We start from the raw sequence: 21366 nt of genomic DNA on the forward strand, positions 1-21366 counted from the left end.
CTCAGGCCGCCGCGGCCTTCTTCTGCGGCCACAACTGGGCCACCAGCATGCCGGCGAGCATCAGCGCGCAGCCGATGTAGCCGCGCGTGTGCAGGCTCTCGTCGAGGAAGATCGCCCCGGCGATGGCGGCGAACACCGCCTCCAGGGACAGGATGATCGCGGCGTGGGAGGCGATGGCGTGCTTCTGCGCGATCACCTGCAGGGTGAAGCCGGTGCCGACGCCCAGCAGGCCGCCGTAGAGCAGGGCCGGGCCGGCCTGGACGATGGCGTCCCAGTGGATTTCCTCGAAGATCACCGCCAGCACCATGCTCACCACCGAGCAGGTGGCGAACTGCAGGAAGGCCAGGCGGATCGGGTCGTAGCGGCTGGCGAACAGGCCCACCAGCAGCACGTGGCAGCCCCACACCAGCGCGCCGGTCAGCTGCAGCCAGTCGCCGGAGGCCACCTGGAAGCCCGGGCCGATGCTCAGCATGGCCATGCCGATCACCGCCAGCGCGGCGCCGAGCCAGGTGCCCATGCCGGTGCGGTGGCCCAGCAGCAGGCCGAGCAGCGGCACTATGATCACGTACAGCCCGGTGATGAAGCCGGAGTTGGTCACGCTGGTGAACAGCAGGCCGACCTGCTGCAGATTGATGCCGAGGGTCAGCGCGGTGCCGATGGCCAGGCCCGCCAGCAGCAGGCCGCGGTTGAACGGCTGGGCGCCGCGCCTGGCCGACCAGGCCAGCAGCGGCAGCAGCATCAGGGCGCCGAGGGCGAAGCGCAGGCCGGTGTAGAGGAAGGGCCCGATGGCATCCATCCCCAACCGCTGCGCGACGAAGGACACCCCCCAGATCATGGCGGTGACCAGCATCAGGATATCGGCGCGCAGGGCGTGGCTCTTCATGGTGTTCTCGGCAGGCAAAAAAAGAGCGCAACTCTGCCGCAAGCCGGGGACTTTGAAAAGCTGTCCAACCTGTCAGCGGGAGCGCCGGGAATGGGGGCGGGGCGCATTCTGCACGGGCATCGGCCGATGCATTTGCGTACAATGCGGCAATCAGGTTACGACCTTTCCCACGCTGGCCCCGCCGATACCCTTGGCCGGGATCGAGCCTGGCCACCAAGGAACTTACATGGCTTCCTACGAAATCCTGATCGCTGACGATCACCCGCTGTTCCGTAGTGCCCTGCACCAGGCCCTGACCCTCGGGTTGGGTCCCGACGCGAAGCTGGTGGAGGCGGCGAGCATCGCCGAGCTGGAAGCCAGGCTCAACGACAAGGCCGACTGGGACCTGGTCCTGCTCGACCTGAACATGCCCGGCGCCTACGGTTTCTCCGGCCTGGTGCTGCTGCGCGGGCAGTACCCGCAGATTCCGGTGGTGATGATCTCGGCTCAGGAGGACGCCGCCGTGGTGCAGCGCTCCCGGGAGTTCGGCGCCAGCGGCTTCATTCCCAAGTCCAGCGACATGGCCACCCTGCAGCAGGCGGTGCGCGCGGTGCTCGACGGCGATGTCTGGTGGCCGCCGCAGGCCGACGCGGTGACCGAGCTCAGCGAGGAAGTGCGCGCCGCCAGCGCCGGCCTGGCCAGCCTCACGCCGCAGCAGTTCCGCGTGCTGACCATGGTCTGCGAGGGCCTGCTGAACAAGCAGATCGCCTTCGAGCTGAGCGTCTCCGAGGCCACCGTGAAGGCCCACGTCACGGCCATCTTCCGCAAGCTCAACGTGCGCACCCGTACCCAGGCGGCGCTGTTGCTGCAACAGATGGAAACGGTTCCGGGCGCCTGAGCGGCTGCCCGTGACCTTCGTTTCACACTTTCCTACGGCGCCTGGTTTAGAGTGCCGCGTCTTTTTCGCAGAGAGCCCTTCGTGACTTCCTCCCCCTTCAAGGGCCAGACCGGCCTGAAGCGCATCCTCAATGCCGCCGGCTACTCCATGGCCGGCTTCGTCGCCGCCTTCCGTGGCGAGGCGGCCTTCCGCCAACTGGTGCTGATCAACGTCATCCTCGTCCCGCTGGCGTTCTTCTGCGACGTCACCCGCGGCGAGCGCGCGCTGATGATCGCCGTGTGCCTGCTGGCGCTGATCGTCGAGCTGCTCAACTCGGCGGTGGAGGCGGTGGTCGACCGCGTCTCCCTGGAGCGCCACCCGCTGTCGAAGAACGCCAAGGACATGGGCAGCGCCGCGCAGTTCGTCGCGCTGACCATCATCACCGTGACCTGGGCGGTGATCCTGCTGGGTTGAGCCGGCGTCGCTCCCTGTAGGAGCGGGCCCTGCCCGCGATTCGCGCGCAGGGCGCGCTCCTACAGGTCGATGCCGAATTTTCCCGTGTATGCCGGGCTGCCGCCTCAGGGAATCACCGGCAGCACGATCTCGTCGCTGCGGCTGATGCCCGCCGTCTCGCTGCGGCACAGGTCGAGGAATTCGCGCATGGTCGCGGTCTGGTACTTCTGCCGGTGCCAGATGAAGTAGAACTGCCGGCGCAGGTCCAGCTGCGGGGTATCCACCGGCACCAGGCTGCCGCGGCGGAAGGCGTCGCGCAGGGCCAGGCGCGAGATGCAGCCGATGCCCAGGCCGGATTCCACGGCGCGCTTGATCGCCTCGGTGTGCTCCAGCTCCAGGCGGATGTTCAGCGGCTCGAGGTGGTGGCGCATGGCCTGGTCGAAGGTCAGGCGGGTGCCCGAGCCCTGCTCGCGGAGGATCCAGGCCTCGCTGCTCAGGCGCTGCAGGTCCGCCGGCCCGGCGCCGGCCAAGGGGTGCTGCGGCGCGCAGAACACCACCAGCTCGTCCTCCATCCATGGCTGCACCTCGATGTCCGGGTGCTGGCAGTCGCCCTCGATCAGGCCCAGGTCCAGCTCGTAGTGGGCGATGCGCTGCACCACGTGGGCGGTGTTGTGCACGTGCAGGCGTACCCGGCAGTCCGGCTGGCGCTGCATGAAGGTGCCGATCAGCAGGGTGGCCAGGTAGTTGCCGATGGTCAGGGTGGCGCCCAGGTCCAGGGAGCCGAAGGCGCTCTTGCCGTTGAGCAGCGTCTCGATCTCGCTGCCGCGGTCCAGCAGCGCCACCGCCTGGGGCAGCAACTGGCGGCCCAGGGCGTTCAAGGTCAGGCGCTTGCCGGCGCGGTCGAACAGCTTGCAGTCGAACTGCCGCTCCAGCTCGCCCAGCGCGGTGCTGGTGGCCGACTGCGACAGCGACAGCGCTTCGGCGGCGCGCGAGACGCTTTCCTGCTGGGCCACGGCGACGAAGACTTCCATCTGGCGCAGGGTGAATTTCATCGGTTCGGGGGGCTCCGTGGCGGGCGAGAGGCGCGACATTCGGTCGCCCCTGGCGGGGCGGTGCGCGGGAGTAATCTGGCGCGCGCTGGCCGCCAGGCGTCCCTTATCTGCGTTTTGGATTAGCAATATCCAGATAATTTATTTTGCGGATATTCTCGCCCCCTATAAAATGTCGCGCAATCGCGCTACGTCCGGGATCTGCTGGGGTGCGCCACGAATCTCTAGGAGTCCTTGATGAGCAACCTGTACACCGAGCGCGTTCTCAGCGTCCACCACTGGAACGACACCCTCTTCAGCTTCAAGACCACCCGTAACCCGGGCCTGCGCTTCAAGACCGGCCAGTTCGTGATGATCGGCCTGGAGGTCAACGGTCGCCCGCTGATGCGCGCCTACTCCATCGCCAGCCCGAACTACGAGGAGCACCTGGAGTTCTTCAGCATCAAGGTCCCGGACGGCCCGCTGACCTCGCGCCTGCAGCACCTGAAGGAAGGCGACGAGCTGATGGTCAGCCGCAAGCCCACCGGCACCCTGGTGCTGGACGACCTCAAGCCCGGCAAGCACCTGTACCTGCTGAGCACCGGCACCGGCATGGCGCCGTTCCTGAGCGTGATCCAGGACCCGGAAGTCTACGAGAAGTTCGAGAAGGTCATCCTGGTCCACGGCGTGCGCTGGGTCAGCGAGCTGGCCTACGCCGACTTCATCACCAAGGTCCTGCCGGAGCACGAGTACTTCGGCGACATGGTGAAAGAGAAACTGATCTACTACCCCCTGGTCACCCGTGAAGAGTTCCGCAACATGGGCCGCCAGACCGACCTGATGCGCAGCGGCAAGCTGTTCGCCGACATCGGCCTGCCGCCGATGAACCCGCAGGACGACCGCGCCATGATCTGCGGCAGCCCGAGCATGCTGGACGAGACCAGCGAAGTGCTCAACGGCTTCGGCCTGCAGATCTCCCCGCGCATGGGCGAGCCGGGCGACTACCTGATCGAGCGCGCCTTCGTCGAGAAGTAAGCACGATCCGCTGAAAAAGCCCGCCACCCGGCGTAATGCTGTTCACTTAAGCATTTGAGCCTCAGCGGGGCCTTCCCTGAAAATCCGATGCCAGACTTCTGGCATCGGATTTTTTATGTCTTTCCAACAGCATCTGCTCGACTTGGGCGACCTGTTCAACTTCTCCGATCTGAGTACCTTCACCCAGAACATTCCGGTCGAGTGGGTGGAATCCGCGCTGCACCTTTCCTCGCAGGCCACCATCCGGCGGCGGCGCCTGCCTGCCGATCAGGTGCTCTGGTTGGTACTGGGCATGGCGCTATTCCGCGATGAGCCCGTCCATGAAGTGGCCAGGCGCCTGAATATCTGCGCCCAGGGCCTGGCTTCCGACCACCTGCTGGCGAGAAGTGGTGTCAGCGAGGCCCGCAAGCGGCTCGGCGCCGATCCGGTCGAATGGTTGTTCCGCAAGACCGGCAACCAGTGGGGATGCGAACGCCATGACGGTGATACCTGGCAGGATCTGCGTGTCCTGGCGGTGGATGGCGCGCTCCTGCGCACCCCGGATACCCCCGAGCTGCGCGAGCATTTCGGCTCCGGCAACACCGCCACTGACCGCCAGACGCCGTTTCCCATGATGCGCCTGGTCGCGTTGATGAACGTGCGCTCGCACGTGATTCTGGATGCCCAGTTGGGCCCCTACCGACGCAGCGAAATGCGCCTGGCTGACGAGTTTCTTCAACAGATCCCCGATCACTCGGTGACACTCTTCGACAAGGCCTTCTGGAGTGCCGATTTACTGCTGAGCGTCGCCACTGCAGGCGAGAACCGCCACTGGTTGATTCCTGCTCGCAAGGGTCTGGTCAGCGAAGAACTGGTCCGTTACGGCAAGCAGGACCGCCTGCTGCGCATGAAGGTGTCGGCGCAGGCGCGAAAACGTAACCCGGAACTGCCGACCCACTGGGAGGTGCGCGAAGTTAGCTACGAACGCCAGGGCAAGCTGAAAACCGTGCTGACCTCGTTGCCGGCCGATCGCTACAGCGCCAAGGCCCTTGCCGACCTGTACCAGGAGCGCTGGGAGATTGAACTGGGCTTCCGGGATATCAAGAGCTCCCTGCAGCAGAACGCGGTCACCCTGCGCAGCAAGAAGGTCGAGCTTATCTATCAGGAAGTCTGGGGGTTGCTGCTGAGCTACAACGTCATTCGCCGTGAGGCGAGTCAGGCAGCGGTGGCCTTCGGCCGCTCAGCATCCGAGATACGCTTCAAGCCGGTAGCCCACTACATCGCCGTTCAACTGATCGTGATGGCAGCGGCCAATCCGATTTCTGCTACCGGAAGGCGATTGACGGAGTTGCGGGCCGGGATCGGCGGGCTGTTTCTGGATCGCCGTCCAAGGCCTACCAGGCCAAGGACGGTGAAGATCTCAAAGACTCGCTACCCGGTGAACCGCAAGGCCGCTCCGCTTAAGTGAACAGCATTACGCCACCCGGCGGGCTTTTTCGTTCATGGCGGATACGGGAAATGCCATGCCCCGGGTGTGCTGTAGGAGCGGGCCCTGCCCGCGAATCGCGCGCAGGGCGCGCTCCTACAAGGTGCACCCTATATCCGCAGCGCGTAAGGCGCATAACCGTTCATGCCGCCGTGGCGTCCGGCGTGGCCGGTAAGTCCAATCGCGGACGGAGTCCGCTCCTACGACCGTGCTTCCCGGAACCGTAGGAGCGGACTCTGTCCGCGATTCGGCGGATAACGCCGTAGGCGTTATCCGCCCTACGGGCAGGCTTGCACGTCCAGCACCCGGATCATCCCCGCTTCGGGGTAGTGCCAGTGCACGTCCAGGTCCCACAGGCGTGCGCCGTAGCGGCGTTCGGGCGTGGGCTGCTGGTAGGCCGGGCGCGGGTCCTGGGCCAGGCACTGCTCGATCAGCTCGACCACCGGCTCGCCCAGGCGCAGGGCCTGCTCGCGGGCCTGGGCCAGGGCGGCGTCGCTCCACTGCACCGGGATCGGCGCCGGCGGCGCCTCGGCGATGGCGTTGCGCGCGTCGGCCACGGCGTCGGCGTAGGGCACGTAGGGCTTGATGTCGAGCACCGGGGTGCCGTCCAGCAGGTCGATGCCGGACAGCCAGAGGCGCCCGGGCTCGACCTTCTCCAGGCGCACCACCGACTGGCCGATGCCGTTGGGGCGGTGCGTGGCGCGGGTGGCGAACACGCCCAGGGAGCGGTTGCCGCCCAGGCGCGGCGGGCGCACCTTGAGCCGCGGCTTGTCTTCCAGGGCCTGGTGGAAGAGGAACAGCAGCCACACGTGGCTGACCTGCTCCAGGCCTTCCACCGCCTCGCCGCCGTCGAACGGCGGCAGCAGCTCCAGCACGCCGCGCGCCGCCGGGGCCAGCTGCGGCTGGCGCGGGATGGCGAACTTCTCCTTGAAGCAGGAGCGGATGTGGCCGATGGGGGCGACGGAGTAGGACATGGCGGCACGCGCGTGGAGCAGGGGCCGCCATGTTACCCGATCAGAGGTGGAAGCCGCCGTCGATGGGGATGATGTTGCCGGTCATGTAGGCGCCGGCGCTGCTCGCCAGGGCGATGGCCAGGGCGGACATCTCTTCCTCGCGGCCCCAGCGCTTCATGGGAATGTGCGCGGTGTCGCCGGCGAGCGCCTCGGGATCATTGGCGATGTGCCGGGTCATCCTGCTGGGGAAGCGCCCCGGCGCGATCACGTTGACGTTGATGTGCTGGCCCACCAGCTCGCGGGCCAGCATGCGCGACAACTGGTGCAGAGCGGCCTTGCTCGGGCCGTAGGCGTAGGCCTGCTCGCCGAAGGCGCTGAGCCCGGCCACCGAGCCGATGTTGATGACGCGCGCCGGGTTGTCCGCGCTGCCGGCCTTGCGCAGCAGCGGCAGCAACTGCTGGATGCAGCTGAACACGGCGGTGACGTTGAGCTGCATGACCTTCTCCCAGCCCGCGGCAGGGTAGCTTTCCAGCGGCGCGCCCCAGGTGGTGCCGGCATTGTTGACCAGGATGTCCAGGCGCTCGATGCGGGCCTGCAGGGCTTCGGCCAGGGCGCGGGCGCCTTCCTCGCTGGCCAGGTTGGCGGCCAGGGCGTGGCACTCGCCGTAGCTCGACAGCTCGGCGGCGGTGGTGGCACAGGCCTCGCCATCGCGGGCGCAGATGAACACGCTGGCGCCGGCTTCGAGCAGGCCCCGGGCGATCATCCGGCCGATGCCGCGGGTGCCGCCGGTGACCAGCGCGGTACGCCCGGCCAGGCTGAAGTAGGGATGCATGGGAAATCCTCGCTGCTGGATGGTTCTGGCACCCTAATGCGCCGGCGGCGCCGGGCGCAGCACTATCGAGCGGGAGAATGCCGGGTCATCGGCGCAGCCTGCGCAGCAGCAGCCAGCCGTAGCAGGCCAGGGTGAGCGCGGCGACCAGCGTGCCCAGCAGCAACTGCACGGCGGGCGTCAGGCCGGGCGGGTAGATCAGCGGGATCAGGTAGTGTTCGACGAAGCCGCCGCCGTAGCCCTGTTCGCCGGCGGCGCGGCGCAGGCGGTTTTCCAGCGGCGTCAGCGGGCAGACCAGTTGCAGCCACTCCACGGTCACGCCCCAGGCCGCGGCCGGCAGGTGCAGCCAGGCCAGGCGTGGCCAGCGCAGCACCAGCGGGCCGCCGAGCACGACGAAGAGGATGAAGGCCAGGTGCAGCAGCACCACGGCGTCGGCGGCCAGGCGCATCAGCACGGGCGCGTTCCCGGTTCAGCGCTTCCCGCGCCGGGCCAGGCCCTTGAGGAAGTTGCGCAGCAACTGGTCGCCGCAGGGGCGGTAGTTGCTGTGGCCGGGGGCACGGAACAGCGCATTGAGTTCGGCCTTGGTCATCACCAGCCCGGCGTCGTCGAGGATCGCCAGCAGGTCGTGGTCGCGCAGCTCGAAGGCCACCCGCAGCTTCTTCAGCACCAGGTTGTTGGTCAGCGGCAGTTCCAGCGGCGGCAGCGGACGACTGTCGTCGCGGCCGCGGCGGTGGATGATCAGGCCGTCGAGGAAGCGCGCCAGCACTTCGTCCGGGCAGTCGCGGTAGCCGGGTTCGTCCTCGCGGGCCAGCAGCGCGGCGACTTCGGCCTCGTCCAGCACAAGGCCGGCCAGGCCGGCGATGGTGGCGACCTCGCGGTCGGCGATGTCGAGGCTGTAGCGCAGGCTGCGCAGGATGTCGTTGTTCAGCATGCGCTGGTTTTCCTCGGTTGGAAAAGTGAAAGCCCCGCCGGGCAGGCTGTGTGAAAAACCGAGTGGCTCTTCGAAGAGCGCGTTCCTACGTGAAATCTGAAGAGGCTTGGCTATTCAGCCAATCCAGAATCCACGTAGAAACGCGAAATCCAGGTTGTTTTTTAACCAGTGGGACCGATCCTGAGGTTTTCACACAGCCTGCGGGGCGGGGCTTTCGGTGCCTCAGGCCAGCTCGGCCCAGAGATCGTACTCGTCGGCGTCGGTGATGCGCACGCGCACCTTGTCGCCCGGCTTCACGTCGAAGCTGTCGATGTAGACGGCGCCGTCGATCTCCGGGGCGTCGGCCCAGGAACGGCCCACCGCGCCTTCGGCGTCCACCTCGTCGATCAGCACGTCGATTTCCTTGCCGATCTTCAGCTGCAGGCGCGCGGCGGAAATCGCCTGCTGGTGCGCCATGAAGCGCTCCCAGCGCTCCTGCTTGACGTCATCGGGCACCGGCTCCAGGCCCAGGTCGTTGGCCGGGGCGCCTTCCACCGGGGAGTACTGGAAGCAGCCGACGCGGTCGAGCTGGGCTTCGGTCAGCCAGTCGAGCAGGTACTGGAAGTCTTCCTCGGTCTCGCCGGGGAAGCCGACGATGAAGGTGGAGCGGATGGTCAGCTCGGGGCAGGTCTCGCGCCATTTCTTGATGCGCGCCAGGGTCTTGTCCTCGAACGCCGGGCGCTTCATGGACTTGAGCACCTTCGGGCTGGCGTGCTGGAAGGGGATGTCCAGGTAGGGCAGCAGCTTGCCCTGCGCCATCAGCGGGATGACGTCGTCGACGTTGGGGTAGGGGTAGACGTAGTGCAGGCGCACCCACACACCCATGCCCGACAGCGCCTCGCACAGCTCCAGCATGCGCGTCTTCACCGGCTGGCCGTCCCAGAAGTCCAGCTTGTACTTCAGGTCCACGCCGTAGGCGCTGGTGTCCTGGGAGATCACCAGCAGTTCCTTGACGCCGGCCTTGACCAGGCGCTGGGCCTCGCTGAGCACGTCGCCCACCGGGCGGCTGACCAGCTTGCCGCGCATCGACGGGATGATGCAGAAGCTGCAGCTGTGGTTGCAGCCCTCGGAAATCTTCAGGTAGGCGTAGTGGCGCGGGGTGAGCTTGATGCCCTGTGGCGGCACCAGGTCGATCAGCGGGTTGTGCTCGGCCTTCGGCGGGATCACCTCGTGCACGGCGCTGACCACCTGCTCGTACTGCTGCGGGCCGGTGACCGCCAGTACGCTGGGGTGCACGTCACGGATGCTGTCCTCGGAAACGCCCATGCAGCCGGTGACGATGACCTTGCCGTTCTCGGCGATGGCTTCGCCGATGGCGTCCAGGGATTCGGCCTTGGCGCTGTCGATGAAGCCGCAGGTGTTCACCACAACGACGTCGGCGTCCTCGTAGGTGGGCACGATCTCGTAGCCCTCCATGCGCAGCTGGGTGAGGATGCGTTCGGAGTCGACCGTTGCCTTGGGGCATCCGAGGCTGACAAATCCGACTTTGGGCGTTGCGGTGGACATGGGCGGCTAACCTCTAAGGGCGCGCTGGCGGCGCCTCTGATCAAAAAGTGCGCAATTCTAGCGACAGCCCGCGCGCTTGACCAGCCTCCGTGAGACAAGCTGCCGCAGCGCCCCGCGAAAGCGCCGCCGGGCACAGGGTAAGGCCGCCGAACACCCTCTATAGTCATTCAGATCGAGCTTTCGCGGCGCTTGCATCGCCGAGTCCGTCGGCGCAGGATGCGCCGAATTTTTCCTAGAGGAATTTTGTTACATGTCCAACGCCAGCGCTGGAACCGCGGAGCAGCAGGAAAACCATTCAAGCTCCGCCCTGGGCATGATGGTGGCCGCGGTGGGCGTCTGCTACGGCGACATCGGTACCAGCCCGCTGTACACGCTCAAGGAAGTCTTCGTCGGCGGCTATGGCGTGCAGGTGGGGCACGACGCCATCCTCGGCATCCTTTCGCTGATTTTCTGGTCGCTGGTGTGGGTGGTCTCGATCAAGTACGTGATCTTCGTCCTGCGCGCCGACAACCAGGGCGAGGGCGGGGTGATGGCGCTGACCGCGCTGGCGCGCCGCGCCGCCCACGACTACCCCAGGTTGAGCGCGGTGCTGGTGGTGCTGGGCCTGTTCGGCGCCTCGCTGTTCTACGGCGACAGCATGATTACCCCGGCGATCTCGGTGCTCTCGGCGATCGAGGGCCTGGAGATCGCCTTCGACGGCCTGGAGCACTGGGTGGTGCCGCTGGCGCTGGTGGTGCTGGTCGGCCTGTTCCTCATCCAGCGCCACGGCACGGCGCGCATCGGCATCCTGTTCGGCCCGGTGATGGTGATCTGGTTCGTGGTGCTCGGCGCGCTGGGCCTGTACGGCATCTACCAGCACCCGGTGGTGCTCAACGCCATGAACCCGTACTGGGCGGTGAATTTCTTCGTGGTCCATCCGGGCATCGGCGTGGCCATCCTCGGCGCCACCGTGCTGGCGCTGACCGGCGCCGAGGCGCTGTACGCGGACATGGGCCACTTCGGCCGCAAGCCGATTTCCCGCGCCTGGTTCGCCCTGGTGCTGCCGGGCCTGGTGCTGAACTACTTCGGCCAGGGCGCGATGATCCTCTACAACCCGGAAGCCGCGCGCAACCCCTTCTACCTGCTGGCGCCGTCCTGGGCGCTGCTGCCGATGGTGGCGTTGTCCACCGTGGCCACGGTGATCGCCTCCCAGGCGGTGATTTCCGGGGCCTTCTCGCTGACCCGCCAGGCCATCCAGCTGGGCTTCGTGCCGCGCATGTTCGTGCAGCACACCTCCAGCCAGGAGCAGGGGCAGGTCTACATCGCCGGGGTGAACTGGGCGCTGATGGTCGGCGTGGTGCTGCTGGTGCTGGGCTTCGAGTCCTCCGCGGCGCTGGCCTCGGCCTATGGCGTGGCGGTGACCGGGACCATGCTGGTGACCACCCTGCTGATGGGCGTGGTGCTCTGGCTGCACTGGAAGTGGCCGCTGTGGCTGGCCATTCCGTTCTTCTGCATGATGCTGCTGGTGGACGTGCTGTTCTTCTCGGCCAACCTGCCGAAGGTGGTGCAGGGTGGCGCCTTCCCGGTGATCGCCGGTATCGCCCTGTTCATCCTGATGACCACCTGGAAGCGTGGCCGCCAGTTGCTGGTGGAGCGCCTCGACGAAGGCTCGCTGCCGCTGCCGCTGTTCATCGCCAGCATCCGCTCGCAGCCGCCGCACCGGGTACAGGGCACCGCGGTGTTCCTCACCGCGCGTTCCGACGCCGTGCCGCACGCGCTGTTGCACAACCTGCTGCACAACCAGGTGCTGCACGAGCAGGTGGTGCTGCTCACGGTGGTCAACGAAGACAGCCCGCGGGTCGCCACCGACCGCCGCTTCGAGGTGGATGCCTATGGCGAGGGCTTCTTCCGCGTGCTGCTGCACTTCGGCTTCATGGAGGACCCGGACATCCCGGCGGCGCTGAAGTACTGCCACCTCAACGAGCTGGACTTCAGCCCGATGCGCACCACCTATTTCCTCAGCCGCGAGACGGTGATCCCGTCCAGGCGCATCGGCATGGCGCGCTGGCGCGAAGGCTTGTTCGCCTTCCTGCTGAAGAACGCCAACGGCAACCTGCGCTACTTCAACCTGCCGCTGAACCGGGTGATCGAGCTGGGGACGCAGGTGGAGATCTGAGGGGCGCGCTGTGAGGGAGAACCCGTAGGGCGCATAACCGTTCGCGGTTATGCGCCGTCGGCCAGGGCAGCGGTGCCGGGGCGATGGCGGATAACGCCGTAGGCGTTATGCGCCCTACGGGTGCGCGGTGCGACAACCTGAGCGGATCTCATCCGCGAACCGCGCCGGGACATCCGGCTATCGCGGACAAAGTCCGCTCCTACAGGCGAAATTCCATGCCCCACGGCAACCTGTAGGAGCGGGCCCTGCCCGCGATTCGCGCGCAGGGCGCGCTCCTGCATGGGAATGGCGTGGGTGGGGTTGCGTAGGGGCGGATCTCATCCGCGAACCGCGCCGGGGTATCCGGCTATCGCGGAAAAGTTCCGCTCCTACGGGGAAATGCTGTGCCTCGGCAACCTGTAGGAGCGGGCCCTGCCCGCGATTCGCGCGCAGGGCGCGCTCCTACATGGGAATGGCGTGGGTGGGGTTGCGTAGGAGCGGATCTCATCCGCGAACCGCGCCGGGGTATCCGGCTATCGCGGAAAAGTTCCGCTCCTACGGGGAAATGCTGTGCCTCGGCAACCTGTAGGAGCGGACTCTGTCCGCGATTCGCGCGCAGGGCGCGCTCCTGCATGGGAATGGCGCGATGGGGCGGCGTAGGCCCGCCTACTCCGGCCGCGCCTCGCCGGCGCCGGGCAGCATGCGCACCAGGGTGTTGTCGCGGCTGATGAAGTGGTGGAACAGCGCGGCGATGGCGTGCAGGCCGATGAGGAAGTAGCCGATGTTGCCGACGGTCTCGTGGACGGCCTTGACCTGCTTGGCCAGGTCCGGGTTCTCCGCCACCAGCGGCGGCAGTTCCAGGCCCCAGAAGGGGATCGGCTTGCCGGCGGCGCTGAGGATGGTCCAGCCGGCCAGGGGCAGGCCGATCATCATCGCGTAGAGCGCCAGGTGCACGGCCTTGGCCAGCAGCATCTGCCAGGCCGGCGGGGCGGGCACGATCGGCGGGGTGGGGTAGATGAAGCGGCCGATCAGGCGCAGCCAGACCAGGCAGAACACGCTCAGGCCGAGCATGAAGTGCCATTGGCTGAGCAGTGCGCGGGTGTCGCTGCCCTTGGGGTAGTTGCCCTTCAGCTCGATGCAGGCGTAGACGCCGGCGATCAGCACCAGCATCAGCCAGTGCAGGGCGATGGACAGGCTGCCGTAGCGGCGCGGGTAGGGGGGCTGGCTCATGGAAACTCCTTCTCTTCAGGCTGTCCCGCTCGTGGCGGCGGGTCCGGGCACCTTGCCTCTTCAGCCTGAAGCCAGGCTGAAGAGGCGGCCAATGCCTGAAGTGTAAGCCAGCCTTCGGCTCAGGACTCGTTCGGCGGCACCTGGCGCGCGCGGATGGCGTTCACCAGGCGCTTGGCCAGGGCCGGGTAGTTCTCGTCGAAGTGGTGGCCGCCGGGCAGCTCGAGGTTCTCGCCGATGGCCTGGGGCTGGGTGCAGCCGCTCTCGTCCTTCTCGTCGATGCCGTACACGCAGAGCACCTTGGGCCCGGGCATGCGCGCCAGTTCCGGGCCGGTGGCGGCTTCCTGGCCGGCCTTGCCCAGCCAGCCCTGCACCTCGATCTCGAAGCTGCCGCTGCGCGCCAGGGCCAGCAGCAGCACGGCGCTGACCTGTTGCTTGTCGGCCTCGGGCAGGCGGTTGTAGATGGCCGGCAGCACGTCGGCGCCGAAGGAGTAGCCGGCCAGCACGAAGTGGGTGGCGCCCCACTTCTCGCGGTAGTGCTGCATCAGCAGGGCGAGGTCGGCGGCGCTCTGCTCGGGGCTCTTGTGCTCCCAGAAGTAGCGCAGCGCGTCGATGCCCACCACCGGGTAGCCCAGCTCGGCCATCTGCCCGGCGACGTCGCGGTCCAGGTCGCGCCAGCCGCCGTCGCCGGAGTAGAACAGGGTGACGGTGGGCGACGGCTTGGCGGCCGGCACCTCGACCACCGGGAAGTCGTCGCCGCTGCCCTGGATCAGGCGCTTGAGCTGGTCGTCGAGAACCACCGGCAGGCTGTCGTAGTAGTTGGCGATGACGGTCTCGGCGTTCTGCTGGGTGCGGGCGAAGCGCGCGGTCTCGTCGTCCGGGTTGTCGTTCCAGGCCGCGGTCCAGTGGCCGTGGGGCGCGCTCTGCGGCAGCCTGGGCGTGGCGCAGTCGGGCTTGTCGAGGGCGAAGCCGACCGACAGGGCCTTGGCCTTGTCGCTGTTCTGCCCGGCCAGCCAGCGCCAGGCCCAGGCGCCGCCCTGGTGCACGCCGGCGACCAGGGTGGGCTGGGCGTCGAGCAGGTTCAGCGCGGCCTGCACGCGGTGCTGCTGGGCCACGCAATCGTTGTCCGGGAACAGGAACTGCACCACCCGCGCGCCATTGTCGTGGGCCAGGGCCAGCAGCTGGGCGTCGTCCAGCTTGTTGTCCTGGGGCACCGCCAGCAGCACGGTGGCGGTCGGATGCCTGGCGGGGATGGCCAGGCTCACGGGGCTGCCGTCGGGCAGCTTGCCGTGCTCCAGGCGCGCCTGGGACAGCGGGTGGAGCCACAGCAGCACGGCAGCGGCAGCAGCGGCGATTACCAGTAGCAGGACGATGGCCAACAGGCGCCAGCGACGTTTCGACATATCAGCGTTTCACCAGTCCGGACAGGCCGCCCGCGATCAGGGCGGCGGTATCGGCCAGCGCCACCAGCGGATCCAGTCCGGCGGGCACGGCCAGGTAGCGGGGTTCCCAGTCGGGCTGGAACTTGTCCTTGAAGCGACGCAGCCCCTGGAAGTTGTAGAACTGTTCGCCGCGGTGGAACACCAGCGCGCCCAGGCGCTGCGTCAGCGGCGCGCCACGGCGCGGCTGCAGGCCCGAGAGCGGCACCATGCCGAGGCTGAAGCGGGCGTAGCCGCGTTCCTTGTAGTGCAGGATCAGGCCGAGCATGAGGAATTCCATGGTCATCTTCGGCGCGTCCGGCACCACCCGCATCAGGTCCAGGCTGGCCAGTTCGTGGCTGGCGGTCTCCAGCAGGTTGACGAAGGCCACCGCGCGGCCCTGGTGGCGCACCACGGCGACGCGGAAGTAGCGCAGGTACTCGGGGGTGAAGCGGCCCAGGGAGAAGCCCTTCTCGCGGGTGGCCTTGCCGCCCAGCCAGGCGTCGGAGATCGCCTTGAGCTCCTCCATCGGCGCCTGCCCGGCGTCGTGGAACTCGATGGCCAGGCCGTCGCGCTGGCCGCGGTTCCAGGTGTAGCGCAGGTCCTTCATGTCCTTGCCCTTGGCTTCCAGGTCGAAGCGGCGCAGGTCCACGCGCGCCTCCTCGCCGAGCTTGAGGGCGGTCAGGCCGATGTCCATGTAGAACGGCAGGTTCTCCGCGCGCACCTGGTAGAACACCGGGCGCGCGTGGTGCAGGTCGCAGAGGTCGCGGAACTGCCAGATCAGCTCGGCGCGGGCCTGGGTCGGGCCGATCGGGTCGTACAGCGCCACCAGGCTGCGGCCGCGGCGGGCGTACATGAGGAAGGCGTCCTGGCTGGGGTGGAACAGCAGGGCCTTGTCGCCGGACAGCGCCAGGCCGCCGTCGGGCTGCTCGGAACGGGCGAGGATGGCGGCGGCGCGGTCCAGTTCCTCGGCGCTCGGCTCGTGGATCGCCGGCGGCGAGGTGCGCAGCAGCCAGGTCAGGCCCACCGCGGCCAGCAGCAGGCAGCTGCCCAGGGCCGCGCGCAGGCCACGGGGGGCGTCGGCGTCGAGGGCGAACTGCCACCACAGCTCGTGGCTGTAGGGCACGTCCTGGTAGGCGAACAGGAACAGCCAGATGGACGCCGCCACCACGCAGGCGGCCGCCGCCAGGTACAGCGGCGAGAAGGGCACTTCCATCAGCCGGCTGCGGCGGTAGAAGGAGCGGCGGAAGATCGCCAGCAGCAGGGCGGTGACGCCGAGGATCAGCGCTTCCTCCCAGTCCACGCCCTTGAGCAGCGACAGCACCGCGCCGCTGAGCAGCAGCACCAGGGTGATCGCCCAGGCCGCCGACAGCCGCCGGCGCAGGCCCTGGGCCAGCAGCAGGCAGAGCACGCCGATCAGGCTGGCGGCGAAGTGCGAGGCATCCACCAGGCGGTGCGGGACCAGGAAGTCCAGCTCGTCCAGGCGGGTATCGATGGACGGGGTGGCGCCGGAGAACAGCAGGACGATGCCGGAAATGAACACCAGCACCGCCAGCACCGGCGCGGCCAGGCCGGACGCCACGCGCATCGCCTGGCGCGCCAGGAGCATGCGCCGCGCCTCGACCACCAGCAGCAGCAGGCAGGCCAGCAGCAGCGGCAGCACCACATAGATGAGGCGATACATCAGCAGGGCGGCGGCCAGGGGCGCGGCGCCCAGTTGGCCGGCGAAGGCAGCCAGCAGGATCGCCTCGAACACCCCGACGCCGCCGGGCACGTGGCTGAGCACGCCGGCGGCCAGGGCGATCATGTAGACCAGCAGGAAGGCGCCGAACGGCGGCGCCTCGGGCAGCAGCAGGTAGAGCACGGTGGCGGCGGCGGCCACGTCCAGCGCGGTGATCACCAACTGCAGCAGCGACAGGCGCAGGCCCGGCAGGCGCACCGTGCGGCGGCCGATGCGGATCAGTTGGCTGTCCGGCGACGGTTGCTCCGGCTCGCGGCGTCGCTCCATGCCGACTACCAGCAGCACGCAGAAGGCCAGGATGGCCACCGCCAGGGTCGCCACCAGCCACTGCGGCAGGTTCAGCGCCAGGGCGGCGTCGGGCAGGTCGCTGAGCGCCGCCATGGCCGCCAGCACCGGCAGCGCGCAGCCCAGGGACAGGCTGGCGAACAGCGTCATGCGCGCCACTTCCATGGCGTTCAGCCCGGCGCGGGCGTACAGGCGGTAGCGCACCGAACCGCCGGAAAGCATCGACAGGCCCACCGCGTTGCCGATGGCGAAGGCGCTGAAGCCGCCGGTCAGCAGCGTCGGCAGCGGCAGCTTCACCCCGGCGAAGCGGGTGGCCGACCACTCGTAGCCGAGCAGGCAGATGAACCCCGCGACCGTCGCGGCCAGGGCGCCGAACAGCGCGTCGCCGGGGATGTCGAGGATGGCGTCGTGCAGGGAATAGGGATCGATGTCGCGCAGCAGGTGGTAGCAGGCCACCAGCGCCAGGGCGAACAGCAACAGGGTGACGCCGACGCCGATGGCCTGGCGGTGGGCGCCGAGCCGTTCGATCAGGCGGGGGCGGGAAGGGGCGCTGGCAGTTTCCGGAGTCTCAGGCGCGGTGGAGTCGACGCGCATCGGGCACCTCATGGCTGTTGCGCGACAGGTGGGGGCACCCTCGCGAATTCCCAAGTCCGTGGGAACAAATGACTGCAATTATGGGGGGCGCAGCCTGGATCAGGCTCGGTCTTTTTCCGCTGTAACGAAAAAAGCCACTCCGCAGAGTGGCTTTTTTCTATGTTGGTTGCGGGAGCTGGATTTGAACCAACGACCTTCGGGTTATGAGCCCGACGAGCTACCAGACTGCTCCATCCCGCGCCGGCCATTCTACTCGGGCTGAACACCCTGTCAATCGATTTTTGCTTTCCGATCAATTATTTAAATTGAGCGCAAACGAAAAAGGCCACTCCGAAGAGTGGCCTTTTCCTTGTGTCTGGTTGCGGGAGCTGGATTTGAACCAACGACCTTCGGGTTATGAGCCCGACGAGCTACCAGACTGCTCCATCCCGCGGCGGCCATTCTACTCAGGACAGCCACCCTGTCAACCGTTTTCTCGGAAAAACTGGTTTTTCTTCAGATGCTTAGCGAAGCAGGGCGGCCCAGGGCGGGCGGCGCGGGCGTTCGCACCGTTTTGCATTACCATGGTGCCTTCACCGAGCACTCAGGAACGGCAGGGGCATTTCCCCGGTGTTCCGGTGCAATTCCGTCCGAGCAGGTTCCGCGTTGAGTTCCCGGCAGCGAAAGATCATCCACATCGATTGCGATTGCTTCTACGCCGCCATCGAGATGCGCGACGACCCCAGCCTTGCGGGCAAGCCGCTGGCCGTGGGCGGTTCGCCGGACAAGCGCGGGGTGGTCGCCACCTGCAACTACGAGGCGCGCGTCTACGGCCTGCACTCGGCCATGGCCATGCGCACCGCGGTCAAGCTGTGCCCGGACCTGACCATCGTGCGCCCGCGCATGGACGTCTATAAAGGCGTGTCGCGGGAAATCCACGGGATCTTCCGCGACTACACCGACCTCATCGAGCCGCTGTCCCTGGACGAGGCCTACCTGGACGTCAGCGACTGCCAGCAGTTTTCCGGCAGCGCCACGCGCATCGCCCAGGACATCCGCCGGCGCGTCTGGTCGTCGCTGGGCATCACGGTCTCGGCCGGGGTGGCGCCGAACAAGTTCCTGGCCAAGATCGCCAGCGACTGGCGCAAGCCCAACGGCCTGTTCGTCATCACCCCCGAGCAGGTCGAGGAATTCGTCGCCGAACTGCCGGTGAAGAAGCTCCACGGCGTGGGCAAGGTCACCGCCGAGAAGCTGGCGCGCCTGGGCGTGCAGGACTGCCAGCAGCTGCGCGACTGGTCGCGCCTGGCGCTGGTGCGCGAGTTCGGCGGCTTCGGCGAGCGCCTGTGGAACCTGGCCCGCGGCATCGACGAGCGCCCGGTGCAGGTGGACAGCCGGCGCCAGTCGATCAGCGTGGAGAACACCTTCGACCGCGACCTGCCCGACGTCGACGCCTGCCTGGCCGAGCTGCCCGGGCTGCTCGACGAGCTGCAGCGGCGCATGCAGCGCCTGGACGCCAGCTACCGGCCGGGCAAGCCCTTCGTCAAGCTGAAGTTCCACGACTTCACCCAGACCACCCTGGAGCAGGCCAACGCTAGCCGCGACCTGGACAGCTACCGGCAACTGCTGAACCAGGCCTTCCAGCGCGGCGCGCGGCCGGTGCGGCTGATCGGCGTGGGCGTGCGCCTGGTCGACCTGCGCGGCAGGGCCGAGCAGCTCAGCCTGTTCTGAGAACCTGCCTGCGATCTGCTGCGCGTCGGCATAACTGCGTCAACGGGTTCTGAGCGTTGTCTGCGCCGGGCAAAAGTCCGATCATGCGCAGCGCGTAGCCAGGGCCCCGAGCATGCGAATCCACGTCACCTTCACCGACCGCGTCGGCATCACCCAGGAAGTCCTGGCGCTGCTGGGCGCGCGCAACCTGAACCTGGACGCGGTGGAGATGGTGCCGCCGAACGTCTATATAGATGCCCCCGAGCTGCGCCAGGAAGTGCTCCACGAGTTGCATGGCGCGCTGCTGCGGGTGCGCGGCGTGCTCTCGGTGCAGATCGTCGACATGCTCCCCGGCCAGCGCCGCAGCCTGCACCTGGACGCGCTGCTGGCGGCCATGGGCGACCCGGTGCTGGCGGTGGACGCCCAGGCCCGGGTGCTCTTCGCCAACCCCCGGCTCATCGACCTGTGCGGCCGCCAGCCGGCCGGCGAGTCGCTGTCCACCCTGTTCGACGAACCGGGCCTGGCCGAGCACCTGGTGGAGAAGGGCTTCCGCCTGCCGATGCACGAGGTCAGCCTCGGCGGCCAGCCGCTGCTGCTGGACGCCACGCCGATCCGCGGCGCCGGCGATGCCCTGGATGGCGGCCTGCTGACGCTCTACCCGCCGAGCCGCATCGGCGAGCGCCTGTCGCTGCTGCACCACGACCACGCCGAGGGCCTGCAGGGCCTGATCGGTCGCTCGCCGCCGCTGATGCAGTTGAAGGCGCGGGTGCGCAAGGTCGCCGGGCTGGACGCGCCGCTGCTGATCCAGGGCGAGACCGGCACCGGCAAGGAACTGGTGGCGCGCGCCTGCCATGCCTTGAGCGCACGCCGCGAAGAACCCTTCCTGGCGCTGAACTGCGCGGCGCTGCCGGAGAGCCTGGCCGAGAGCGAGCTGTTCGGCTACGCCTCGGGTGCCTTCACCGGCGCCCAGCGCGGCGGCAAGCCGGGCCTGCTGGAGCTGGCCGACCGCGGCACGGTGTTCCTCGACGAAGTGGGCGAGATGTCGCCCTACCTGCAGGCCAAGCTGCTGCGTTTCCTCAGCGACGGCTGCTTCCGCCGCATCGGCGGCGAGCGCGAGGTGCGGGTGAACGTGCGGGTGCTCTGCGCCACCCACCGCAACCTGGCGAAGATGGTCGGCGAGGGCAGCTTCCGCGAAGACCTCTACTACCGCCTCAACGTCCTCAACCTGCAGGTGCCGCCGCTGCGCGAGCGCGGCCAGGACATCCTGCTGCTGGCCGAGCACTTCCTGCGCCTGGCCTGCACGCAGATCCAGCGCCCGCCGTGCCGCCTGGCGCCGGAAACCCACCCGCTGCTGCTGGGCAACCGCTGGGCCGGCAACGTGCGCCAGCTGCAGAACAAGATCTTCCGCGCCGCGGCCATCGGTGAGGGCGAGGTGATCGGCGTCGAGGACCTGGAAGTGGCCGGCACCGAGCTGGACACCCGCCAGGCCGCCGACGAGGAGGTCACCAGCCTGGAGGAGGCCGTGCAGCAGTTCGAGAAGTCGCTGCTGCAGCGCCTCTACGCGGCCTACCCTTCGACGCGGCAATTGGCCGCGCGCCTGCGCACCTCGCACACCGCCATCGGCCAGCGCCTGCGCAAGTACGGGATCGGCGAACGCTGAGGGTGGAACGGTTTCGCTCCGGTGGAGCGGTTTCGTTCCATTTGGTGGCGGCCGCGCCAGCCGGGGCCCTGATGCGCTAAAAGCCAGGAGACTCGCTGGTTTTCGTGGAATGATTTCGTTCCAATGGTTGGTTCGCGTCTGATGGCGTTGTTTTTCAACAAATTGATTTATAAGGATTTTATTTGTCTTGGCATCACCCTTGCTCTCGTGCCGGGAAAAATCGCGAGCCACCCGACGGCTCCAGACGAGACCAAGAGGACGATCCATGACCACCCTGCGCTTCACACCCGACCATGAATGGCTGCGCCTCGAAGCTTCCGGCGAAGTGACCGTCGGCGTCACCGACTATGCCCAGGAAGCCCTCGGCGACGTGGTCTACGTCCAGCTGCCGGAGCTCGGCCGCCATGAGCAGGGCGCAGAAGTGGCGGTGCTGGAGTCGGTGAAGGCCGCCAGCAATATCGTCATGCCGCTGGCCGGCGAGGTCACCGAGGTCAACCCCGCTCTGATCGACGGCCCGGAGCTGGTCAACCAGGCGCCGCTGGCCGACGGCTGGTTCTTCCGCATCCGCCTGGATGACGCCGCCGCCCTCGACACCCTGATGGACCAGGCCGGCTACGAAGCCTACCTGTCCGCCCGCGCCTGA

18 protein-coding genes and 2 tRNA genes are annotated in these 21366 nt (G+C 67.8%); 8 read left to right on the forward strand and 12 right to left on the reverse strand.

Features of this window, described 5'->3' with window-relative positions; translation table 11 throughout:
- Position 1: 1 nt before the first annotated feature.
- On the reverse strand, positions 2–883 hold the full coding sequence (locus tag PKO50_RS05580) for a DMT family transporter (protein WP_275629086.1): 882 nt from the start codon (positions 881–883) through the stop codon (positions 2–4).
- Between the two features lie 226 nt (positions 884–1109).
- Here PKO50_RS05580 and erdR point away from each other — a divergent pair, with 226 nt between their 5' ends.
- On the forward strand, positions 1110–1760 hold the full coding sequence (gene erdR / locus PKO50_RS05585; protein WP_089394560.1) for a response regulator transcription factor ErdR: 651 nt from the start codon (positions 1110–1112) through the stop codon (positions 1758–1760).
- Positions 1761–1841: 81 nt separating this feature from the next.
- Entirely contained in the window at positions 1842–2213 is a 372-nt protein-coding gene (locus tag PKO50_RS05590; RefSeq protein ID WP_089394559.1) for a diacylglycerol kinase, read from the forward strand.
- Between the two features lie 104 nt (positions 2214–2317).
- On the opposite strand, the gene PKO50_RS05595 is transcribed toward PKO50_RS05590, so the two are convergent.
- A complete protein-coding gene (locus tag PKO50_RS05595; protein WP_275629087.1) occupies positions 2318–3244 on the reverse strand; it encodes a LysR family transcriptional regulator in 927 nt (308 codons plus the stop codon).
- A gap of 234 nt (positions 3245–3478) precedes the next feature.
- Here PKO50_RS05595 and fpr point away from each other — a divergent pair, with 234 nt between their 5' ends.
- Positions 3479–4255 (forward strand): ferredoxin-NADP reductase, encoded by a 777-nt coding sequence (fpr, locus tag PKO50_RS05600; RefSeq protein ID WP_089394557.1) that lies wholly within the window; start codon positions 3479–3481, stop codon positions 4253–4255.
- A 115-nt stretch (positions 4256–4370) separates the two neighbouring features.
- Positions 4371–5702, forward strand: a complete 1332-nt coding sequence (locus PKO50_RS05605) for an IS4 family transposase (protein WP_275629088.1) — start codon at positions 4371–4373, stop codon at positions 5700–5702.
- Between the two features lie 296 nt (positions 5703–5998).
- Here PKO50_RS05605 and tsaA read toward each other — a convergent pair whose 3' ends face one another.
- The 5 genes from tsaA to rimO all read right to left on the reverse strand — a co-directional run bounded on the left by tsaA (position 5999) and on the right by rimO (position 9978).
- On the reverse strand, positions 5999–6694 hold the full coding sequence (tsaA, locus tag PKO50_RS05610; RefSeq protein ID WP_275629089.1) for a tRNA (N6-threonylcarbamoyladenosine(37)-N6)-methyltransferase TrmO: 696 nt from the start codon (positions 6692–6694) through the stop codon (positions 5999–6001).
- Positions 6695–6734: 40 nt separating this feature from the next.
- A complete protein-coding gene (locus PKO50_RS05615) occupies positions 6735–7505 on the reverse strand; it encodes an SDR family oxidoreductase (RefSeq protein ID WP_275629090.1) in 771 nt (256 codons plus the stop codon).
- Between the two features lie 85 nt (positions 7506–7590).
- Positions 7591–7956, reverse strand: a complete 366-nt coding sequence (locus PKO50_RS05620; RefSeq protein WP_109937124.1) for a DUF2784 domain-containing protein — start codon at positions 7954–7956, stop codon at positions 7591–7593.
- Positions 7957–7971: 15 nt separating this feature from the next.
- On the reverse strand, positions 7972–8433 hold the full coding sequence (locus PKO50_RS05625) for a DUF1456 family protein (protein WP_275629091.1): 462 nt from the start codon (positions 8431–8433) through the stop codon (positions 7972–7974).
- Between the two features lie 222 nt (positions 8434–8655).
- A complete protein-coding gene (gene rimO, locus PKO50_RS05630; protein WP_089394080.1) occupies positions 8656–9978 on the reverse strand; it encodes a 30S ribosomal protein S12 methylthiotransferase RimO in 1323 nt (440 codons plus the stop codon).
- Positions 9979–10228: 250 nt separating this feature from the next.
- Between rimO and PKO50_RS05635 the strand changes: the two genes are divergently transcribed.
- Entirely contained in the window at positions 10229–12133 is a 1905-nt protein-coding gene (locus PKO50_RS05635) for a potassium transporter Kup (protein WP_109932199.1), read from the forward strand.
- A gap of 645 nt (positions 12134–12778) precedes the next feature.
- Here PKO50_RS05635 and PKO50_RS05640 read toward each other — a convergent pair.
- From PKO50_RS05640 to PKO50_RS05660, 5 genes are all read right to left on the reverse strand, one after another.
- A complete protein-coding gene (locus PKO50_RS05640) occupies positions 12779–13342 on the reverse strand; it encodes a cytochrome b (protein WP_089394078.1) in 564 nt (187 codons plus the stop codon).
- Positions 13343–13461: 119 nt separating this feature from the next.
- A complete protein-coding gene (locus PKO50_RS05645; protein ID WP_275629092.1) occupies positions 13462–14742 on the reverse strand; it encodes an AcvB/VirJ family lysyl-phosphatidylglycerol hydrolase in 1281 nt (426 codons plus the stop codon).
- A gap of 1 nt (position 14743) precedes the next feature.
- Complete coding sequence (gene mprF, locus PKO50_RS05650) at positions 14744–17377, reverse strand: bifunctional lysylphosphatidylglycerol flippase/synthetase MprF (protein ID WP_275629093.1); 2634 nt, start codon at positions 17375–17377, stop codon at positions 14744–14746.
- A 163-nt stretch (positions 17378–17540) separates the two neighbouring features.
- Positions 17541–17617: transfer RNA gene (locus PKO50_RS05655), tRNA-Met, on the reverse strand.
- 116 nt (positions 17618–17733) lie between these two features.
- Positions 17734–17810 (reverse strand) — tRNA-Met (locus PKO50_RS05660).
- Positions 17811–18022: 212 nt separating this feature from the next.
- Here PKO50_RS05660 and dinB point away from each other — a divergent pair.
- From dinB to gcvH, 3 genes are all read left to right on the forward strand, one after another.
- Entirely contained in the window at positions 18023–19084 is a 1062-nt protein-coding gene (gene dinB, locus PKO50_RS05665; protein WP_109936791.1) for a DNA polymerase IV, read from the forward strand.
- Between the two features lie 112 nt (positions 19085–19196).
- Positions 19197–20723, forward strand: coding sequence for a sigma-54-dependent transcriptional regulator (locus PKO50_RS05670; RefSeq protein ID WP_089394074.1), 1527 nt, complete (start codon positions 19197–19199; stop codon positions 20721–20723).
- A gap of 265 nt (positions 20724–20988) precedes the next feature.
- Positions 20989–21366 carry a glycine cleavage system protein GcvH gene (gcvH, locus tag PKO50_RS05675; protein WP_043271120.1) on the forward strand — a complete coding sequence of 126 codons (378 nt, stop codon included), beginning with the start codon at positions 20989–20991 and terminating at the stop codon, positions 21364–21366.

It is taken from the genome of Pseudomonas sp. 273 (assembly GCF_029201425.1).
Lineage (GTDB): Bacteria > Pseudomonadota > Gammaproteobacteria > Pseudomonadales > Pseudomonadaceae > Pseudomonas > Pseudomonas delhiensis.